Origin of the sequence: Mediannikoviicoccus vaginalis (assembly GCF_928097925.1) — a bacterium.
GTDB lineage: Bacteria > Bacillota > Clostridia > Tissierellales > Peptoniphilaceae > Mediannikoviicoccus > Mediannikoviicoccus vaginalis.
Window position 1 is genome coordinate 1324143 of the sequence record NZ_CAKMRI010000001.1, and the last position, 19760, is coordinate 1343902.

At 33.5% G+C, this 19760-nt stretch carries 22 protein-coding genes; 16 read left to right on the forward strand and 6 right to left on the reverse strand.

Features of this window, described 5'->3' with window-relative positions; all coding sequences use genetic code 11:
• The first annotated feature begins 155 nt into the window (after positions 1 to 155).
• The 7 genes from L6651_RS06105 (at position 156) to L6651_RS06135 (ending at position 5486) form a co-directional block, all read left to right on the forward strand.
• On the forward strand, positions 156 to 782 hold the full coding sequence (locus L6651_RS06105) for a DUF6796 family protein (RefSeq protein WP_237037084.1): 627 nt from the start codon (positions 156 to 158) through the stop codon (positions 780 to 782).
• A gap of 20 nt (positions 783 to 802) precedes the next feature.
• Complete coding sequence (locus L6651_RS09375) at positions 803 to 2149, forward strand: MBL fold metallo-hydrolase (protein WP_255784658.1); 1347 nt, start codon at positions 803 to 805, stop codon at positions 2147 to 2149.
• A gap of 75 nt (positions 2150 to 2224) precedes the next feature.
• The gene (locus L6651_RS09380; protein ID WP_255784659.1) at positions 2225 to 2392 is read left to right on the forward strand and encodes a hypothetical protein; all 168 of its coding nucleotides are present in this window, start codon (positions 2225 to 2227) and stop codon (positions 2390 to 2392) included.
• A gap of 282 nt (positions 2393 to 2674) precedes the next feature.
• A complete protein-coding gene (locus tag L6651_RS06120) occupies positions 2675 to 3613 on the forward strand; it encodes an alpha/beta hydrolase (RefSeq protein ID WP_237037085.1) in 939 nt (312 codons plus the stop codon).
• A 38-nt stretch (positions 3614 to 3651) separates the two neighbouring features.
• A complete protein-coding gene (locus L6651_RS06125; RefSeq protein WP_237037086.1) occupies positions 3652 to 4398 on the forward strand; it encodes an alpha/beta fold hydrolase in 747 nt (248 codons plus the stop codon).
• A 10-nt stretch (positions 4399 to 4408) separates the two neighbouring features.
• Positions 4409 to 4915 carry a hypothetical protein gene (locus tag L6651_RS06130; protein ID WP_237037087.1) on the forward strand — a complete coding sequence of 169 codons (507 nt, stop codon included), beginning with the start codon at positions 4409 to 4411 and terminating at the stop codon, positions 4913 to 4915.
• 133 nt (positions 4916 to 5048) lie between these two features.
• Positions 5049 to 5486 (forward strand): GNAT family N-acetyltransferase, encoded by a 438-nt coding sequence (locus tag L6651_RS06135; protein ID WP_237037088.1) that lies wholly within the window; start codon positions 5049 to 5051, stop codon positions 5484 to 5486.
• Positions 5487 to 5936: 450 nt separating this feature from the next.
• Here L6651_RS06135 and L6651_RS06140 read toward each other — a convergent pair whose 3' ends face one another.
• Positions 5937 to 6530: a Crp/Fnr family transcriptional regulator gene (locus L6651_RS06140; protein WP_237037089.1), complete on the reverse strand. Its 594-nt coding sequence runs from the start codon at positions 6528 to 6530 to the stop codon at positions 5937 to 5939.
• Between the two features lie 94 nt (positions 6531 to 6624).
• Here L6651_RS06140 and L6651_RS06145 point away from each other — a divergent pair, with 94 nt between their 5' ends.
• Together L6651_RS06145 and L6651_RS06150 are read left to right on the forward strand one after the other, a co-directional pair.
• Positions 6625 to 7383, forward strand: coding sequence for a class I SAM-dependent methyltransferase (locus tag L6651_RS06145; RefSeq protein WP_237037090.1), 759 nt, complete (start codon positions 6625 to 6627; stop codon positions 7381 to 7383).
• 120 nt (positions 7384 to 7503) lie between these two features.
• On the forward strand, positions 7504 to 8151 hold the full coding sequence (locus L6651_RS06150) for a cupin domain-containing protein (protein ID WP_237037091.1): 648 nt from the start codon (positions 7504 to 7506) through the stop codon (positions 8149 to 8151).
• Between the two features lie 169 nt (positions 8152 to 8320).
• Here the strand turns inward: L6651_RS06150 and L6651_RS06155 are convergent, their stop codons facing one another.
• Genes L6651_RS06155 through ybaK form a run of 3 tightly spaced genes read right to left on the reverse strand, consistent with a single transcriptional unit; the run spans position 8321 to position 11447 of the window.
• On the reverse strand, positions 8321 to 9640 hold the full coding sequence (locus L6651_RS06155) for a glutathionylspermidine synthase family protein (RefSeq protein WP_237037092.1): 1320 nt from the start codon (positions 9638 to 9640) through the stop codon (positions 8321 to 8323).
• Entirely contained in the window at positions 9641 to 10939 is a 1299-nt protein-coding gene (locus L6651_RS06160; RefSeq protein WP_237037093.1) for a glutamate-cysteine ligase family protein, read from the reverse strand.
• Positions 10940 to 10946: 7 nt separating this feature from the next.
• On the reverse strand, positions 10947 to 11447 hold the full coding sequence (ybaK, locus tag L6651_RS06165; RefSeq protein WP_331473718.1) for a Cys-tRNA(Pro) deacylase: 501 nt from the start codon (positions 11445 to 11447) through the stop codon (positions 10947 to 10949).
• Positions 11448 to 11531: 84 nt separating this feature from the next.
• On the opposite strand from ybaK, the gene L6651_RS06170 reads away from it, so the two are divergent.
• Complete coding sequence (locus L6651_RS06170; RefSeq protein ID WP_237037094.1) at positions 11532 to 12284, forward strand: MBL fold metallo-hydrolase; 753 nt, start codon at positions 11532 to 11534, stop codon at positions 12282 to 12284.
• Positions 12285 to 12315: 31 nt separating this feature from the next.
• On the opposite strand, the gene L6651_RS06175 is transcribed toward L6651_RS06170, so the two are convergent.
• Positions 12316 to 12561 (reverse strand): hypothetical protein, encoded by a 246-nt coding sequence (locus L6651_RS06175; protein WP_237037095.1) that lies wholly within the window; start codon positions 12559 to 12561, stop codon positions 12316 to 12318.
• 80 nt (positions 12562 to 12641) lie between these two features.
• A complete protein-coding gene (locus tag L6651_RS06180) occupies positions 12642 to 13034 on the reverse strand; it encodes a YkvA family protein (protein WP_237037096.1) in 393 nt (130 codons plus the stop codon).
• A gap of 133 nt (positions 13035 to 13167) precedes the next feature.
• Between L6651_RS06180 and L6651_RS06185 the strand changes: the two genes are divergently transcribed.
• From L6651_RS06185 to L6651_RS06210, 6 genes are all read left to right on the forward strand, one after another.
• Positions 13168 to 14349, forward strand: coding sequence for a M20 metallopeptidase family protein (locus tag L6651_RS06185; protein ID WP_237037097.1), 1182 nt, complete (start codon positions 13168 to 13170; stop codon positions 14347 to 14349).
• Positions 14336 to 15145, forward strand: coding sequence for a CPBP family intramembrane glutamic endopeptidase (locus L6651_RS06190; RefSeq protein ID WP_237037098.1), 810 nt, complete (start codon positions 14336 to 14338; stop codon positions 15143 to 15145). The genes L6651_RS06185 and L6651_RS06190 overlap by 14 nt, the downstream gene beginning before the upstream one ends.
• 160 nt (positions 15146 to 15305) lie before the next feature.
• Complete coding sequence (locus tag L6651_RS06195) at positions 15306 to 18035, forward strand: cation-translocating P-type ATPase (RefSeq protein ID WP_237037099.1); 2730 nt, start codon at positions 15306 to 15308, stop codon at positions 18033 to 18035.
• A 153-nt stretch (positions 18036 to 18188) separates the two neighbouring features.
• Positions 18189 to 19253, forward strand: coding sequence for a YedE family putative selenium transporter (yedE, locus tag L6651_RS06200; RefSeq protein ID WP_237037100.1), 1065 nt, complete (start codon positions 18189 to 18191; stop codon positions 19251 to 19253).
• Positions 19253 to 19459, forward strand: a complete 207-nt coding sequence (locus L6651_RS06205) for a sulfurtransferase TusA family protein (protein ID WP_237037101.1) — start codon at positions 19253 to 19255, stop codon at positions 19457 to 19459. The genes yedE and L6651_RS06205 overlap by 1 nt, the downstream gene beginning before the upstream one ends.
• Positions 19459 to 19686 (forward strand): putative Se/S carrier protein, encoded by a 228-nt coding sequence (locus L6651_RS06210; RefSeq protein ID WP_237037102.1) that lies wholly within the window; start codon positions 19459 to 19461, stop codon positions 19684 to 19686. The genes L6651_RS06205 and L6651_RS06210 overlap by 1 nt, the downstream gene beginning before the upstream one ends.
• The last annotated feature ends 74 nt before the right edge of the window (positions 19687 to 19760 follow it).

Genomic DNA, 19760 nt, shown 5'->3' on the forward strand with positions numbered 1-19760 from the left:
TAAAGAGATGAGGAATAAAAATTGGCAGTCTTCGGGCTGCCTTTATTTTTTTGTTTAGTTTAATGCGGTAAACCATATAATTGAAAGGAATCTATGTTATATGCTATAATTAAATTGATAATTGATATCATCTAAGTGAAAGAAGGTGCTTAACTGTGACTTTATATAAGAGTATACTGATAGGTCTTTTGGGTTCATTCTTGATGTTTTTGGGAGATATGATTTTATATTATGATTCTAATGATTACGATAGCAAGGATACTATAAATAATATTATTGGCATAATGAAAAACGTTAACATAAAAAGATTATATCTTGGTGGTCTGTTAGGTCCAATATGTGCCTTTATTTATTGTAACGGGTTTTACCATATTGTTTTATCATGTCGCGAAAATAATTTAACTTTTGGCTGGATTGTATTTTTAATAAATGTTTTAGGAATGATATTTGGTGGAGCTTATCATATTCAATGTGCCTACTTAGGTCTTTTATCAAGGCACGAAAATAAGGGAGCCCTTGATGAATTTTTAAAATTTTTAAAATTTCAAGCAAAAATAGTTTTTGGGATAATGGCACTTGCAAATATAGGAATAGCATTGTTAATTGTATTTGGACTCACAGTATTTCCAAGCTGGCAAGCCCTATTTACACCTATATTTCTTATAATTCTAACTCCTCTTGTTGGAAGATTGCCAAAGGGCCTACATATGATTATTCGTGGAGGTTGGCTTAACATAATATATTTTATTTACTACTTATCTTTACTTATTAGCCTTAGTTGAAAATTTTTAGGAGAGAAGCTATGAAACTTTTATATTTTTTTGATGACAAAATAAAACCTATTACCATGAGCGGAAAATTTTACTGCAAGCCAGAAGATACCGGTATTTTGTGCGAAGGAATAAGTGCTATTAGAGAATATGATGTCAATTTATGGCTCTATGCGAAAAATGGTAGAACCATTGCTTTTGATAGTGGACACATTAATTATGATTCTATAGATAGCGAGTTTGAGAAAATAAAAATAAACCCGGATGAAATCGAACATTTATTTTTAACACACTTAGATGTTGATCACGCTGGCGGAATTGATATAACAGGCAGAAATATTTTTCCAAATGCTCATGTCTACATGGGTGCTGATGAAGAGAAATATATGACAAGAGAGATTCGACGAAAGGCAATATTTCATAACTGTGTGAAAATTGCTGATGGGTGGACTCCTATCAAAGATATTTTAATCTTTGAGGTTGATGGAATAAAGGTGGAAGCCGTTCCTGTTCCCGGCCACACAGTAGGTCACACTGTTTACGTAGTCGATGACAAGATTTTAATTTCTGGAGATTGCCTTGCCATTAATGAAAATGGTGGCTATGCCTTCTTTGATTTTTTCACTCAAGATCCAAAGAAGAATAAAGACTCTTTAATTAAACTAAGAGATAAATTAAAAGATTATAATTTAGAATATGTTTGTACAGGACATAGTGGAATACATCCTTATTCTGCAAAGATTTTTAAACACATCGATAAGAGTGCAAACTTTGGTAAGAAAACTCCCTTTCATAAAGATGGGGAATACAATCCTTTTGATAAAAAAACAAAGCCTGACTACAAAAACTGGATTCCTAAAAGATTGTTGAAGGCTAAGATTGCTGAAATTATAGTATGTCTTATTTTATTTATCTTATTTGGTGCAAGTGACCTCATTCTTCAAGGAAGGCAAAGGACTATCTGGGGAATTATTTTGGGACTTGCAGTCTTGATACTTTTATTCTTTTCAATCATGCTTTCTCACATGTATCGAACTTTTGATTACAAGGGTAAGAGAAAACTCGCAAAAACTATTATAGAAGGCGTCGCAAAGTATGTAAAGATTCCAGACGGCGGACTTGGACTTGATGTAGGATGTGGTAGTGGTGCACTTACCATAGCCTGTGCAAAAAGAAATCCAAAAGCGACTATGGTGGGTTGTGACATATGGAGTGGGTCTTACAAGAGTGAATTTTCAAAGAAGCTTTGCCTGGACAATGCTAGGTCTGAGGGAGTAGAAAATGTGAGATTTGAAGAAGGAAATGCAGTGAGTCTTCCTTTTGAAGATGAAAGCTTTGATATAGTGACAAGCAACTATGTTTATCACAATATAATTTGACATAATAAGCAGAAACTTCTATTAGAAACTTTACGTGTACTCAAAAAAGGTGGCACATTCGTTATACATGACATAATGAAGAAATCAAATTACGGCAATATACAAAAATTTATTGAAAAATTGAAAGCGGAAGGATACGAAGACATAAAACTCATCGATACGACCGATGGAATGTTTGTTGGGCATAGAGAAGCTGTGTTTTTAGGACTTTACGGCTCAACTCTTCTTATTGGGAGAAAATAAAAATCTATATAAATTACCATAAAAAATTTTAGAAAAATAATAGAAGAAGCAGATGATTTAAGCAATGATAACCCCATGGCATACAATGAGAAGTTCTCCCTTACCTTTCTTGCTCCATATATAGTAAGTAAGAAAAAAATACTGGCGTAGGCATCCACAAAATGATCCGTAGCATTCTTTATTTTATTTCAGGCGATAAAGAATGAACCTAAGTTATAATAATATGATTTGGTGAAAATTTGCAGAATTAAGATTAATTGATTATTAAGGGAGTAGAATAAAATGAGTATAACTTATAAAATTGCATCAGAAATAGTAAGACTTCTTGGGGTCAAAAAAATGTTTTTAAAGAATAAGGAAGAGATGCTTGAGTATGCAAAGGGAGAAAACGCAAAGGCGGTATTTGATTTAGATAAGGCAAAGAAGAGAGCCGAGAGAAAAAATTACTATCTCATAGATAGAGATGTTATGGGATACAGCCTTATCTCCTATCAAAAGAATGAGGGCCCTGCTGAGGGAGTGGTGCTACATTTCTTCGGCGGAGGAATGATTACACAACCTGACAAATTGGATTTTGCACTGGCTGAAAGAATAATGGAACAAACTGGTAAAGACGTATGGTTTTTATTTTATCCCCTTTGCTCGGAAGATGTAAAGATAGATAAGACCTATGAAGTTTGTTTTGAAACCTATAGGCTGATGACCGAAACTTATAAGGCAGAAAACATAAGTGTCCTTGGGTTTTCATCAGGCGCTGGTTTAGCCCTAGGAATTTTTTTGCATAATAATGCATTAGGCAGACCTTTACCAATGGCTGGGAAAATAATTTCAGTATCTCCTGGTGGACTTCCAGATGTAAGTCTTGATGAAAATAAAGAAGTATGGGAAAAATTAAATGAACTTAATCATAAAGACATAATGATTGAACCTACTTATTTTAAAACTGCAAGGGAAATCGTAAAAGGAGATGCAGACTTACCTGAATATATGTTAGACGGAACAAATGGAGATTTTTCAGACTTTCCAAAAACTTACTTTTATTACGGAGGAAATGAATGTCTTTACGCTTTTGCAGAATACTTTAAAAAGGCAATGGAAAAACATAATGCTCCATATAAAATCATTGTTGGTGAAGGAATGTGTCACTGTTATCCACTTTTAAGATTTTTTAAAGAAGGTAGAGAGGCACAGGATGAAATTATTGAATTATTAAAGTCTTAATATTACAAAGATATAAGAAAAGTTTATAAGAGGGAAAAATGAACTTTATAACATTTGGAAATAGAAATAACAAGTCAATATTATTTATTCATGGACTTGCCTCTACTGCAGACCTCTGCTTCAAACCTCTGCTTCCTTATTTTCAAGATTATTTTGTAATTTTCTGTGAATTGGACGGACATTATGGGACCGATCCCAAAGATTTGACATCCTTGGAAGAAACCGTAGATTCCATAGAAAGCTACATATTAAATCAAATGGGTGGAATTGTCTATGGACTATGTGGATTTTCTATGGGAGCAACCATCGCAGTAGAACTCATTGGAAGAGGAAATATTTCTGCTTCGAAAGTCCTTTTAGATGCGGCTATTACAGCCGAGTTGGGCTTGATGGCAAGACCTTTGACCTATGCTTTTATCATTGGAACAAGTAGAACCAAAAATAAAAAGCCAATACCTAAATTTTTATTAGATAAGATTATGGGCAAAGATAATCTAAGCGTAATCGAAATGATGTATCCGCAAATTTCAAAAAATACGATTAAAAATGCTTGTAAGTTTATTTATCATTACAAGCCTCCAAAAAATCTAAGCAAGTTTTCAAACCCAGTAATGTTTTGGAGGGGAAGCGAAGAGCCAATCCCTTCTAAAAGTGAAAAAATATTAAGAGAGTATCTTCCGCAAATGGATACAGAAGTATTTGAAGGAATGGGGCACGGACAATTTCTCCATGAACATCCCCAAGAATACGCTGAGAAACTAAAAATCTTTTTGGAAAATAAATAAGGAGAATATTATGGATATAAGACGAGCAATATTAGATGGAATTGCAATGGCTGCTATCTTTAACGGACCAGTGGCAGCTTTTGTACTGATTAACCCAAGATTTTTCTTCGATTCCTATCCAAAGGCAATTCAAAATTCTGCTCCAGATAAGATGACAAAAGAAGAGAAAAGAATAAATTTAATACTTACGATTATAATTTTAGGAATTGTATTTATATATGGAGTGACCTCTCTTTTACATACAGGAATAAGAGGACTTAGAGATCTTTTCTGGATGAGCTATATTCAGTGGATAATATTAAACTTGGGAGATTTCCTTTTGTTGGATCTACTTTTGTTCCAAGGAAGATACAAGGATAGGATAGTCATACCAGGCACAGAAGGGCATGAGGACTACGAATTTGGAAATTGGATGAAACATTTGGCCATCAAGGAACATTTTATCTTGATGCCATTATTACTAATTCCAATCGTATCCATAGTAGAAGCTTGGCTAGTGGTGTTACTGGGATTATAAAATAAAATTTGAAAGGTGTGAAAAAAGTTGTGATGCAGAAGAAGTACGAGAAAAACTCTTCAAAAAAGTGCAACTAATATAAGATATTAATTTAGGACCAGATAAATTCAAGCAAAAACAAGAGGAGAGAAATTTGGAAATTAGAAAAATATCAAAATCAGATTTAGAAGAATTAGCAAAGTTAATGGTAGGTGTCTATAATGCTCCACCTTGGAATGATAACTGGACGGCAGAAACAGCCCTGGAATCCTTAACCGATATTTCAGATTTTCCTAAATTTTTTGGCAATGTAATTGTTGATGGGAATAAAATAATTGGCGCAATAATTGGTCATATAAGAAGATATGCTAGTGAATCAACTTTTTATATTGATGAGTTTTTTATTTCTGAAAAATATAGAGGGACTGGTCTAGCAAAAAAACTCTATCAAACGAGTATAAAACAATTGCAGCAAAGAGGTATAAGCGGTGCATTTTTTACTACTTTAAAAAATTCTCAAGCCTATAATTTTTATGTAAAACAAGGTGCTTGGGTTTTGGAAGATTCAGCATGTTTCTACCATAAATTTTAGTAACTTTCTATCAAGCTGACACGTGTTTTTCTTAAAAAATTTTTGATAAGGGTATTATTGTAATTATTTATTACTTGTGGGGCATTTTATTTTACAGCCTATTATAGAGATAAAATATAGAGCCTTTGTACACTAGTATCATCCTGCAACATTTAAAAAAGAACTATTTGAAAGGCTTTTAAAATTAAGCCAGGAGTTTTCAAAATAGAGAAAACATAGCATTTATAATAATTTCATATCAGAAGCTTAAGGATATTGCAATCAAAAAGTCAAAGACAGAAGAAAATTTTTAAGGGTAAAATTCTAGGATAAAAGAACCTAATTCAATATGTAGATTTGTTTATTGAAGAGCTAAAGATATAATTTGAGTTTAAAATGAAATCCATATTCTCTCAGGACTGATTTTTTGTAATTTTTATTTATATTTAATTAGTCCTATGAGTAATACTTTTATATTAATCCCTCTTTTTTCATAAGAGATAACTCTCTTGAAAGGGCAGACCTATTACAAGCTAAAAATTTAGCTAAGTCCTCTCTGGATAATTTATTTGAAAATAGGTAATCTTTTCCATACCTATCTATATACATATTAATTTTCTCCCTAATCTTAGGTTTAGAATATATATCTAATTTGTAAGTTAAGTATGAAATTTGCTCATCATACAATTTTATAATATTTTCCATAAAAATCGGTCTGCTTGAACAAGACCTTTTATTTTCTTCAAAGATTTTGCTGACATCAAGTGCTAAAACTTCAGAATCTTTTTTTGCGACCATGAATCTATCAGCTAAGGAGGAAAAATTCAAAGAAAAAGAATCTGAAGCCTCATAAATTCTATCTATAATTTCTTTATCATCATCTATTGTAGATAGATCAATTCTTCCCTTCAAAACTATACCTGCCTTAAATCCCTTAGAAAAATCATATAGGTATTCGCCTTTACTAAAAACTAAGATTTTATGATCAATACAAGAAAGTATGTTGTGTATAGTACTTTCGTCTAAACCATAAAATAATTTACTTTTCACAATAATTTTTTCCATAAAATCCTTTCTTGTTGCTTTAGCAACTGCAATAAAAATCATCCATGCTATAATTATAAACATAATGATAATTATTATCAAGGAGGAAGATAAAATGGAAAAAAATAAAATTGTTTTTGGACATGATTTTTTAAAGATGCTTGGAAGAACAAGACTCAGACCAGGCGGCGGTATTATGACCGATTGGTTGCTTGATCAGGTACAGATAGATAAAGATATGCAAGTTTTGGAAGTTGCTTGCAATAGAGGAGATAACCTAATAAGAGTTTATACGAAATATAAATGCAAAGTAATAGGTATAGACAATGACCAAGTTGTCATAGATCAAGCCCTAGAGAATATAAAGCTTTTAGGCTTAGACAAAGAAATTGAAGTTATGAATATGGATGCCTTAAAGTTGGATTTTGAGGATGAAACATTTGACTTAGTAATTAATGAGGCAATGCTCACCATGCTTCCAAATGAAGAAAAAGCAAAGGCTATTAAAAATTATCACAGGGTTTTAAAAAAGGGCGGCTATTTATTAACTCATGATGTAGCATTAGAAAATGAAAGCGAAGATATAAGAAGGCAACTTTCGAAATTTACAAACATGAATGTGTATCCTCTAACCGCAGAAAATTGGAACAAGCTATTTATAGAAAATTCTTTTAGACCTTTTGCACAAAGGACTGGTAGGATGCTTCTCTTAGACAGGGATACGATCATAAAAGATGAGGGGCCAGTAGGGGCTGCAAATTTTTATAAAAATGCTTATTCAGAAGAAAATAAGGATAGATTTGTAAAAATGTTAGAGAGGTCTAAAAATACAAAAATTTCTTATATAGTTTTAGCAAGTAAAAAGGAAGATTAGATGAAAGTTATAAAAAAATAAAGCTAAGCTCATATATAATCCTCATAAGTCTACCCATATTAACTAGTATTTTGGCACTTGCCATAGGTAGGATGCCTCTTAGTATAGCAGGAGATTAAAATGGAAAATATTAGCAAAGGGAAAATATTGACACTAGAAGAGGTCATACCCATAAAAGAAAATCAAACTATAAGTAAGAAACTCTTAGATTTATGTGATCGTCATATCTTACTTATGAGTCTTGACCAAAACACGGACATTTCCCCTGAATTTTATGCTGAAGACAGAATATATTTTGTTTTAAAAGGCGAGATTAACTTTAATAATGAAAAACTTATAAATAATGAATTAATACTTTTTGAAAAAAACAAACTTTTTGACATCGAGACAAATAAAAAAAGTATATTTTTAGAAATTGCCATTAACTTGGAGGAGGAAGAAATGAAAAATATTGAAAAAGGAAAGAAAATCAAATTAATTAACTGTTTAGATTATGTAGAGGGAGCAATCGCAAACATTGATCTTGTATCTAAAGAGGAGTTTAAGGTATTTCTAATGGCCTTTGATGCAGGAGAAGGTCTAAAACCACATAAGGCTCCCGGAGATGCTCTTGTTATGGCACTTGAGGGCAAGGCAAAGCTTCTTGTTGGAGACAAAGAAATCGAGATTCAATCCGGAGAACAAATAGTATTTCCGGCAAATGTAATCCATAATGTAACTGCAATTACAAGATTCAAAATGTTATTAATCTTATCTATAGACAAATAAAAAAGATCTTGAATGATTTCTCAATCATAAATCTGAAGCCTAAAAATGGGACCAATACCAGAGTTGGCATTAAAGCTTACTCTGGTATTTATTTGTAATAAAGATGCTCTATAATAAAGAACATAGCAAATGTACAGAGAGATAAATATCGGAAGTCTTCGGACTGCCTTTATTTTTTCTTTACAAGCACATTTGGCACTGTATAATATTTTCTTGCGCCGGAGATTAAACTCTCTTTTCCGATTCTCGTATATGGTGCGACAAATTCTTCGTCATATATAAACATTCCAAGTACTACGCCGAATTCGCCAACATGAAGCTCTCCCTTGTTGTCAAATTCTACAAACTTAAGTGGATCCATGTCGTAATATTCTTGGTAGATATAGTTCTTTCCAAGGATGTCTCTTAATACTTTTTCGTATTCTTCTTTAGAATAATCCCGTCCTGTATATATTCCTTGTGAAGCATAGGAGTCCATTGGTTTTAATATATAGTCGTCTTTATTATTTAAGACTTCATTAAAGTCTTCTTCTGTTTCAAACTTAAGTGTCTTTGGTATGGACTTTTCTAAAAATTCAATTTCATCCTTCTTTAAAAATGCTTTCGTTTCGTCCATTAGAAGTATTTCAAAAATTGGTTTAATATGCATCAGTTGTGATCTAAAGGAACCAAGCATCATAAATGCATTGTCCATGTAGGCTTCTATAAATGGTTTCACTGTGTCAATTTTATTCATTATTTCAACAGTGACAGCTCTTCTATACACCAAGTCCACCACATAGTCGCCTTTGCATAGTTTGCCATTTTTATATTCAAGATCTCTTATATCTATGACTTCACAGTTAACTCCCGCTTCGATGTAGGCTTTTTTAAAGGCTTCAAACTCATATGTTGTACCAATATCTAAAAAGTCTACGATTGCAACATTTGGTTTTCCATCTTTGTTTCTATTATATATGTCTAGTGACGCCTTAACCCAAGAGTTAATAAGGTCCACATTTATAAGCTCGTACTCTTTTGAAAGCTCTTTCATTGCCAAAGTGTCTAAAAGTATTTGACCGATTTCGTTGTCTTCGTTCATTGCGGAGGATCCGTCGGTGTTAAACTCTACAAATTTAAACTTGTCCTTGGAGTTATAAAATATATCGTATCTACAAATTGGAACGGGAATGTCGTAACCAGGGTCGTGTAAAATTAATTCTTCAAGTTTTTTTGGAAAATTAAAAAGTTTTCTATATTCTTCGTCCTCTAGGTATTGTTTAGTAACTTTCCTTGTAATTTCCATAAGTTTTGATGAGATGTCACTTAAGTTTTTTCTAGTGTCTTCACCATAAAAAAGTCCTTGATAGGTCACAGGTATTGGCTCTCCGTTATAAATTGCATTGGAATGATTTACCCTGTCAACCATATTTAGGTAGTCACTGTAGTATTTATCTTTATCTTTTTCAATTATTTCAAGGTATTTATCAAAATATTCTTGATTATACAATTAGTCCTCCAATCTTATTTTAAATCTGTCTATGGCTTTTAAAAGGCCTTCTTTCCTATAGATATTTTCAAAAATATCCCTTGGAGTCTTTTTATTTTCCACATATGGCTTTAGAGGCTTTAAATAAGGTTTATCCTCTTCATCAAGACCGTCCATGGCAATTTCGTAAAGTGTATTTGAAAGTTCGCTTAGTGTCTTTCCAAGATACTTTGCATCAAGGCCCTTTGATATAATGTCCCTCTTTGCATTAATAGCTTCTTCATAGGTTGTGCCCTTTGCCATTTCATAAAGTTTTTTTAGATTTTCGTCATTGTAGAACAGTCCCTTTATTAAAGCTGGCACTGTAAAGTTAAGAGGGTATGGTACGGCGTCAAACATTCTAACTTCAATATATTTTTTTGCTCTGATGTCAGGAAACACTATGGATAGGGCGTGAAATATCAGTTCATCTGTAAGTTCTACGCCTTCTTCAACGACTTCTCCTAAAGTCATATCTCCAGTGGAAACTGTCTTTCCATCCACATCTCTAAAGATGATTGGCGTATTATATATCTTTGTTGCATATTTTTCGTATGAAAAGTCTTCATCAAAACCTATTTTGAATAGGCCAGACCTGTCTCGGTCAGTGTTTTCCCAAATCTTTTGTCTAATGGTGTGTAAATTAGTAGGATTTGATTGAAAAATATATGCATTGTCATACATTGCATAGAGTACAGGTGTGAAGACACTTAATAGAAAATATTTTAACTTAAAATCTTCTTCGTCCTTGTAGTCTATGGCAGTTTGGACAGATGCAGTTCCCTTCATCATATTGTGTGCCATGTCACCTTGATTTTTGAAATAGTTAAACATGTGGTCATATCTATGTTTAGGAAGAATTTTTATATCTTTAATCTTAGTAACTGGATGGTATCCAAGGGCCACTAATGATTGATCTTTTTCATCTAAATGTTTTAATATATTAGGCATAAACTCCCTATAAATTTTATCAAGTTCTTTTACAGTCCTTTGAGATTTTATGGCTATTTCAAACTGACTGCCAGGCTCTGTGCTAATATCTACAAGGGGAGAATCTAGAGTTAATATATAACCATCTTCCTCTCCAGCTTCAAAATCAAAATTATCCTTTAAATATTTAAGCGTTTCATTTACACCTTCGTCGCCATAGTAGCTAACGGATGTTCCGTCTTTATTGGACACTGTAAAATGTTCCATTTCAACGCCAACAGTGAAGTCTTCTATTTTTTTCTCACCAGACTTTATGTAGTCGGTAATTTTTTGAATATTAACGTCTTTCATAACTCTCCTACTTCTTTATATCTTCATATTTTCCATTTATTAAACTAATTAAATCATCAGGGTCTATCTTTAATTGTACCCCTATTTTACCCCCTGAAACATATATGAAGTCCTTGTCCGATGCGGAAATATCAATAACCGTAGGGAATAGCTTCTTCATTCCAACGGGGGAACATCCACCTCTAACATAGCCTGTAGTTTTAAGCAGGTCCTTTAGATGAAGCATTTCAATCTTCTTTTCATCAACAGAAGTAGCTGCCTTTTTTAAATCAAGTTCTTTATTTACAGGCACAACAAAAACATAATTTGAATTTTTTCCAGTTGTGACCAAGGTTTTATATACAAGATTTTCATCTTCCCCAAGTTTTTTTGCTACGGAAACTCCATCAACATCCTCTCCCGGCTCATAGGTAAAGTATTCAAAATCTATATTTTTTGACTCTAATAATCTAATTGCATTTGTCTTTAACTTTTTAATAGTACCACCCTTTTCCTTTAATACTATTATTTATTATATCACTAATGTATAAATCATGACTTAGAAGGGGCTTATTGGGTACATATAAGTAAAGATGATATTGAGGAGGTTACTATGAAAAATAAAATCAAGATTACATTCATTCACCACAGCTCGTTTACAATTGAAACAGATAAATTCTTTTTCATTATCGACTACTTCAAAGGTGAATTGCCAAAGCCAAAGGAAGATAAGGAAACTATTTTTTTGGTGACACATAGCCATAGCGACCACTTTTCAAAGGAAATCTTTAATTATGGAGACTTTAAGGACAATGTCTATATACTTTCAGAAGATTTGAAGGAGCTACCTAAGGAAGACAAGGTAATCTATTTAAAGGACGACATAGAGGAAAAGAAGAAGATATTCTGCGGTTCAAACATATTTTTTATGAAGCCCGATGAAAAACTAAGCTATCATAACATCGACTTTTATACCTTTGGATCTACAGACAAGGGCGTGTCATACCTAATAGAACTTCCATTTATGACAATCTTTCACGCTGGGGACTTGAATAACTGGGTATGGCCAGAGGACTCACAAATTGAAAGAGAGAAGATGAAGAGGGATTTTGAAAGGGAAATAAATAAGATTCACACAGACATTAATGTGTCATTTTTCCCAGTGGACCCAAGACTAAAGGAGAACTACGACCTGGGAGTATCTTACTTTTTAGAAAAAATTGCACCTGACTATCTGTTTCCAATGCATCTATGGAATGACTTTGAGTTTTCAAAGAAGTTTAAAGAGGATTATAAAGACTCTTACAGCAGTATTTTTGAAATTGAAAAAGACGGACAGAGTTTTGAAATATGTATAGAAGAATAAAAAATTGGCTTATCAAAAGGTAGGCCAATTTTTAAATCATACGTTTAATTATTAAAAGTGCACAAAGTAAAAATAAGATAAAATTTCCAATAGGAACTACTAAATCTTTCTTTGAGCCGCTTTCTCTATATTCTTTGTAATCTAGAAAACCATTTATTATAAGCACAACTGCAAGTAGCCCCATAAAAATATTTTGACTAACGGGAACTTTTAAAAAGAATAGAACCAAGTAGGTTACAGTTGCGACAATAAGTATTATATTAAGAATTTTTTTCATCATGCCCTCCCAATGTAATTATAATATACTACTTTAGAAAAATAAAGAAAAAGACTCATCCCATGGACGAGCCTTAAAAATTATTCGTTTTCACTTACATTTTCATTTTTCCATTTACGATATTTATCTAGTTCTTTCCTTATTTTCTTTATCATATAGGTAAATACAGCTAAATCATCTAAAAATCCAATGCCTATTAAAAAGTCTGGAATTACATCCATTGGATTTAAAAGATATAGTAGTGAACAGATTATTAAAAGTAGGGAAGTCTTTGAAACTTTTTTATAATTTCCATGTAAGTAGTCGCTTACTAAACTAAAAACAGTTCCTAAATCTGATTTTATTTCATTAAATTCATTAACTCCGTCAGCTTTTGACATGGATCTTGTGAAAACATCAAAAAATCTATGCTTATTATTTAAAACTCTGTTTGATTTACCCATAAGGCCATCTAAAATTCTTTTTGCGTTCATATTAACCCCCTAATGTTATAATGAATACTAATTATTTTAATGTAAATTAAGCATTATCTTAATTTGCCAATATATTATATACCCGTTTTTAATAAGATGATACAATTATGTTAGGAAATGTTAAGGAGAAATTATGGAAAATGAAATGTTACGCCTTGCAAAGGGCGTGGAAGAATATATTATTAAACACAGGAGAGAGCTTCACAAAATTCCTGAACTACATTTAGATTTGCCAAATACTTTAAAATATATAACGGATGAACTGGATGAGCTTGGAATAAATTATGAAGTTTATAAAGATATATCTTCGGTGGTTGCAGTTATAGAAGGAAGGAAAAAAGGCAAAACACTAGCAATAAGATGTGATATGGATGGCCTTCCAATAGTAGAAGAGACAAATCTACCCTTTGCATCCATAAATAAAAATATGCATGCCTGTGGCCATGACGGTCATATGGCGGTGTTACTTGGAACTGCAAAGCTTTTAAAAGAGAGAAATAATTTTAATGGCAGAGTTAAACTAATATTTCAAGCTGGAGAGGAATATCCTGGAGGAGCAAAGCTTCTAATTGAAAGAGGAGTTTTAAAAGATGTAGACTCTATAATTGGAATGCACGCTGGAAATTTACACAAAGATCTTCCAAAGGGATGTGTCGGTTTTAAAGTAGGACCATTAATGTCTTCAATGGATAGATTTTTAATTAGAGTTCTTGGCAAGGGAGGCCATGGAGCAAGCCCTGAAAACACAGTGGACTGCATAAACATAGCCTGCGAAATAGTTCAGTCCTTAAACAAGATACCTTCCAGGGAGGTTTCTGCCACAGAACCTGCCATAATTTCGGTTACTAGGATAAATGGAGGTATAAACCAAAATGTATTGCCTAACGTTGTGGAGATTGAAGGAACTTGTAGAAGTACTTCAGAACAGGTGCGACAACTTATGTATAGAAGGATTGGAGAAGTGTCAAAGGCAATTGCAAATTGCTTCGGTGCAGATGTGGAGTACCAATATGACTTTAAATACCCCGCTCTTATGAACGACGAAGAGTTTACGAAGTTTTTAATTAAATCCACGGAAAAAATTATCTCCGCTGACAATATCAAAATACTAAAAAATCCCGTAATGTCTTCCGATGATATGGCATTTTATTTGCATGATATTCCAGGAAGTTATTTCTTTTTATCAAATCCTAAATGTGGGCATTGTCCTACTCCACACCACAACAGCAAGTTTGATATGGACGAAGAGCTACTTTACTTACCTGTAGCTATATATTTAAATATTGTAGAGGAATTTTTAAATGAAGATAACTAAATCAAAAGCATTACTGCTTTCGTTTTTTGCTGTAGCTTTCTATGACCTATTCTTTATGCTATTTTTTAGCATAGTAGAAGTTTCTGCAAATTACTTAAATTTTAATTATGATAGCTTAATAGAAAATAAATATATATTACTGGATAGCATCAGCTGTATTTTAATCCTGCCCATATATATCTACATCTACAAATATAAAATAGACAAAGATTATTTGACGGGGAAAATATCCATATTAAAAGCAACTATTATGGCTTTAGGATGTGGTGGGATTTCCACAATATGGATGATGATACTTGGACAGTTGGCAGAGATAAGTCCAAATGTAAATGACATGTTTGAAGAGTTTGGAGATAGCTGGGATGAAATGCTTAACACCAACTATATATGGATACTTTTATCGGTGGTGGTGCTAGGACCGATTATTGAAGAATTGATTTTTAGAGGAATTTTAATAAATATTTTAAAGAAGCCCTTTGGAAAAATTACCGCAGTTGTGCTTCAGGGAATATTCTTTGGACTATGGCATAGAGACCCAGTGCAAATTGTATACACTGCCATATTTGGAATATTTTTAGGAGTTGTGTACCTTCGTACAAATAAAATTAAGTACCCAATATATATGCATATTTTAAATAACTTGACTAACTCCCTTCCAGAAGGGCCATTTTTTGAAGATGTTTATTCCGCAACAGTAATTGTATCTTTAATTTTAGTATTGCCTGCGGTTATTTTGATTACAAGAAGGGGTAAGAATGAACTGTATATTAGAAAGCAAGATGAATTTATAAATTGATTGAAACTGTCCGATAATATATAATAGTTAAAAAGGGGAGTAGCTATAACGTTCAAGTCGTCAATACGGATTTATCCCGGCTGAACACCCTAGAGGTAGCAAGACCTTTGCTTTATTATAAGGCAAGGGTCTATTTTTATAAGATAACAGGAGGTAAAAAATGAATTGGTATAATCAAAAACCAGATGAAATCGAAAATAAACTCGATACCAATAGAAAATCTGGTTTAACTTCCTCCAAAGCCCAATCACTTCTACAAGAGCATGGACCAAATGCGCTAAAGGAAGGAGAAAAGAAGGGACTTGGAGAAAAACTAAAAGAACAATTTTTAGATCCCATGATTATAATACTATTTATAGCAGCAATTCTTTCCGCAGTTGTATCTGAGTGGTCAGACGCAGTTATAATTATTGCAATCGTAATTTTAAACGCTGCACTTAGTATTTATCAAGAGGGAAAGGCGGAAGAGGCCATTGCAGCTTTAAAGAAGATGGCATCGCCCTCAGCCAAGGTCTATAGGGATGGAGAATTAAAACACATCTCATCAGAAGAACTAGTTCCTGGAGACTTGGTTGAACTTGAAACTGGAGATATTGTTCCAGCAGACCTAAGACTTGTGGATTCAGTTAATTTAAAGATTGAAGAAGCGTCTTTAACAGGAGAATCTGTTCCGGTTGAAAAAAATGCAGATCTTACTTACGACCAAGATATGGGACTGGGAGACACTGCAAATATGGCATATAGCTCTACAATAGTTTCATATGGTAGAGGTAAGGGAATTGTAGTTGAAACTGGAGAACATACAGAAATAGGTAAAATTGCAACAAAACTTGCAACAACAGAAGATGAACAAACACCTTTACAAAGAAAACTTGCACAGCTTTCAAAGGTACTAGGAATACTTACAGTGGGAGTTTGTATCGTAGTTTTAGTAGTTGGAGTTATTTATGGACACGAATTTTTAAACATGGTACTTACTTCAGTGTCCCTTGCAGTTGCGGCCATACCAGAAGGACTTCCTGCCATAGTTACAATAGTTCTATCCCTTGGTATGAGCAGAATGGCGGACAGACATGCCATAGTTAAAAAACTACTTGCAGTAGAAACCCTTGGTACAACAACATTTATTTGTTCAGATAAGACAGGAACCCTTACTCAAAACGAAATGACAGTTGTTAAGGCACTTGTGGACAATGAAGAGATAAATATAACCGGTACGGGATATGCTCCAGAAGGAGAATTTTTCGTAGGAGAAAATAAAATTGGCGTTGAAAACGAAGGATCATTATATACCTTCCTAAATATCTGCGCATTAACAAACGACGCTAAGCTTAAAAAGCACGCTGATGGTTACGAAATGATTGGTGACCCAACGGAAGGGTCATTACTAACATTGGCGGGCAAACTTGGAATCACAAAGGAAATGGCAAACGAAGACTACGAAAGAATTGCAGAAATTCCATTTGATTCAGGAAGAAAGATGATGACAACTTTCCACAATAGATTTATCCCTGAAAAGGTAGTTTCATTTACAAAGGGAGCACCTGACATTGTAATTGACAGATGTACAAAGATTTTAATAAATGGAAAAATCGAAGAACTTACAGAGGATATGAGAAAGAATATCCTAGATAAGAATACAGAATTTGCAAGACAAGCTTTAAGAGTTCTTTCATTTGCATTTAGAATTCACGACAGTCTTCCAAGTGAAATAACATCTGAAAATATAGAAAAAGATTTAATCTTTGTAGGACTTGCGGGAATGATTGACCCTGCAAGACCAGAAGTTAAGGTAGCAATAAAAGAATGTAAATCAGCGGGAATAGTTCCAGTTATGATTACAGGGGACTACCTTGAAACAGCCCTTGCAATTGCAAAGGAACTTGGAATTGCAGAAGATGACTCACAAGCCATCATGGGAAAAGAACTTAACAACATGAGCGAAGAAGAAATTAGAGAAGTTGTTAAGACAAAGAGAGTATTTGCAAGAGTTTCTCCAGAAAATAAAGTACAAATTGTAAGTGCTTTAAAACAAAATGGAGAGATAACAGCCATGACAGGAGACGGTGTTAACGACGCTCCTGCAATTAAAAAGGCGGACATCGGTGTTGCCATGGGTATTACAGGTACCGATGTAACAAAGAACACCGCAGAAGTAATCTTAACAGACGACAACTTTGCAACCATAGTTCACGCAGTTGAAGAAGGAAGAATAATATACTCAAATATTAAAAAATTCGTTTGCTTCCTATTAAGCTGTAACGTAGGAGAAATACTTGTAATATTCTTAGCCATTATATTTAACTGGCCAGTACCACTTGTGCCAATCCAATTACTATGGCTAAACCTTGTAACAGACTCATTCCCTGCATTGGCACTTGGAGTTGAACATGGTGAAAAAGATATAATGGAAAAAGAACCAAGAGATCCAAATGAACCGATTATTGATAAACAACTTACAGTTTCAATAGTTCTACAGTCACTGGCAATTACAGTTGCCGTACTTGCATCCTACTTCCTTGCACTTAAGAACTACGCACCGGCAGGATGGCAAGAACTTCACGCAGCGGGAACACTAAACCCTGTTGAACTTAGAGAACCACGTTCCATAGCCTTTACAACACTTATACTATGCGAACTTCTACGTTCATTCTCAGTAAGATCAACAGACTACACACTATGGGAACTTGGACCTGCTTCAAACAAGAGACTTCTTCAAGGAGTTGGAGTATCACTGCTTCTAACACTTATAGTAGTATATATTCCAGGACTTAATGACCTGTTTGAAACATTTCCACTAGGACTAAGAGATTGGGTTCTTATAATACCTTTCTCACTACTTCCTTTTGTAATTGGAGAGGCGTGGAAAGTTATAAAGAGAAAAAAATAAATCATAGAGGATGTATCTTTAGGGGTGCATCCTTTTATTTATAATACCAAAATAGTATGCTTATTTATTATTTTGCTTTTTTATTTTTATTTACTATGATACAATAAGACCAAGGATTAATCATCTTTAAAATAAAAGGAAAGGAGCGTAAAAATGAAAAAAGAAGACAGTAAAGTATTTATAGGAGGACTTCTTATTGGTGCAATTGGAATTATTTTAATGCATCTAGGAAACCCTGGCAACATGGGCTTTTGTATAGCATGTTTCTGGAGAGACATCGCTGGAGGAATTGGTCTACATAGAGCAGAAGTGGTTCAATATATAAGACCAGAAATAATCGGTCTAATACTTGGAGGTACCCTTTCAAGCTTTATCTTTAAAGACTTTAGAGTAAGAGGCGGATCAAACACACTAATAAGATTTTTATATGGCGTGTTTATGTCCATAGGAGCGTTAGTATTCTTAGGATGTCCTCTTAGAATGTTATTTAGACTTGGTGGCGGAGACCTAAACGCAATAGTTGGACTTGTAGGATTTTTAGTAGGAATTATAATTGGTATTCAATTCTTAAAAAATGGTTACTCACTAGGAAGAAACTACAGAGAATCTAAAGTAGCAGGATTAATCATGCCAGCATTTGCCATAATGTTATTAATCTTCTTACTAGTTAAACCTGCATTCATATTCTTCTCAGAAAAGGGACCAGGCTCAATGCATGCACCAATGATAGCATCATTAGTAGGTGGACTAGTAGTTGGAGTAATCTTACAAAGAACAAGACTTTGTACAGGTGGAGCATTTAGAGATTTATTCCTAATAAAAGACAAACACTATCTATGGGGAATTATTGGAATATTTTTAGCAGCACTAATAGGAAACCTTATCCTTACAAAAGGTCATCTACACATAGGCTTTGCTGAACAACCAGTAGCTCACTCAGATGGACTATGGAACTTCTTAGGAATGGTTATAGTTGGACTTGGCGCAGTACTACTAGGTGGTTGTCCAATTAGACAAACCATCCTTTCATCAGAAGGAGACAGTGACGCAGCAGTTACAGTATTCGGTCTTTTAGTAGGAGCTGCAGTGGCTCATAACTTTGGACTTGCATCAAGCCCAGAAGGAGCTACACCAAATGGAAAGATAGCTACAATCATAATAATAGTTATTATGCTTATAATGTCCGCAATGACAACAAAATTTGCAAAGGAGAAATAATGAAAAATATAGACGTTAGAGGACTTTCATGTCCAGAACCTGTTATCCAAACACAAATGGCAGTTAAAGCAGGGGAAAAATCCTTAGAGATTTTAGTTGACACAAATATAGCAAAAGAAAATATTAACAGATTTTTAGAATCAGAAGGCTTCAAGGTTCAAATCACAGAAGAAGGCACAGACATAAAAATAGTGGCAAACAAATAATGAACCATATTGTAACATTTCACACAATAAGCGAAGCACTGAGATTCGAAAGAGAATTAAAAGCAAATAATTTAAAAGTAGAACTTAGGCCCGTTCCACGAAAACTTAGCAGTTCATGCGGCAACTGTGCCTTCATAGACTCCAGTGAGTTAGAAGAAGTAAAAAACATAATGCAAGAAAAAAATTTAGAATATGACGGTATCTATTCAGAAGCAGATTCTATGTAAGTGTTTAAAGATCTCAAAAAAGGATATATATATTATATCAGAGATTGATTCTCAAATTTTTAATTTTTAAGGAG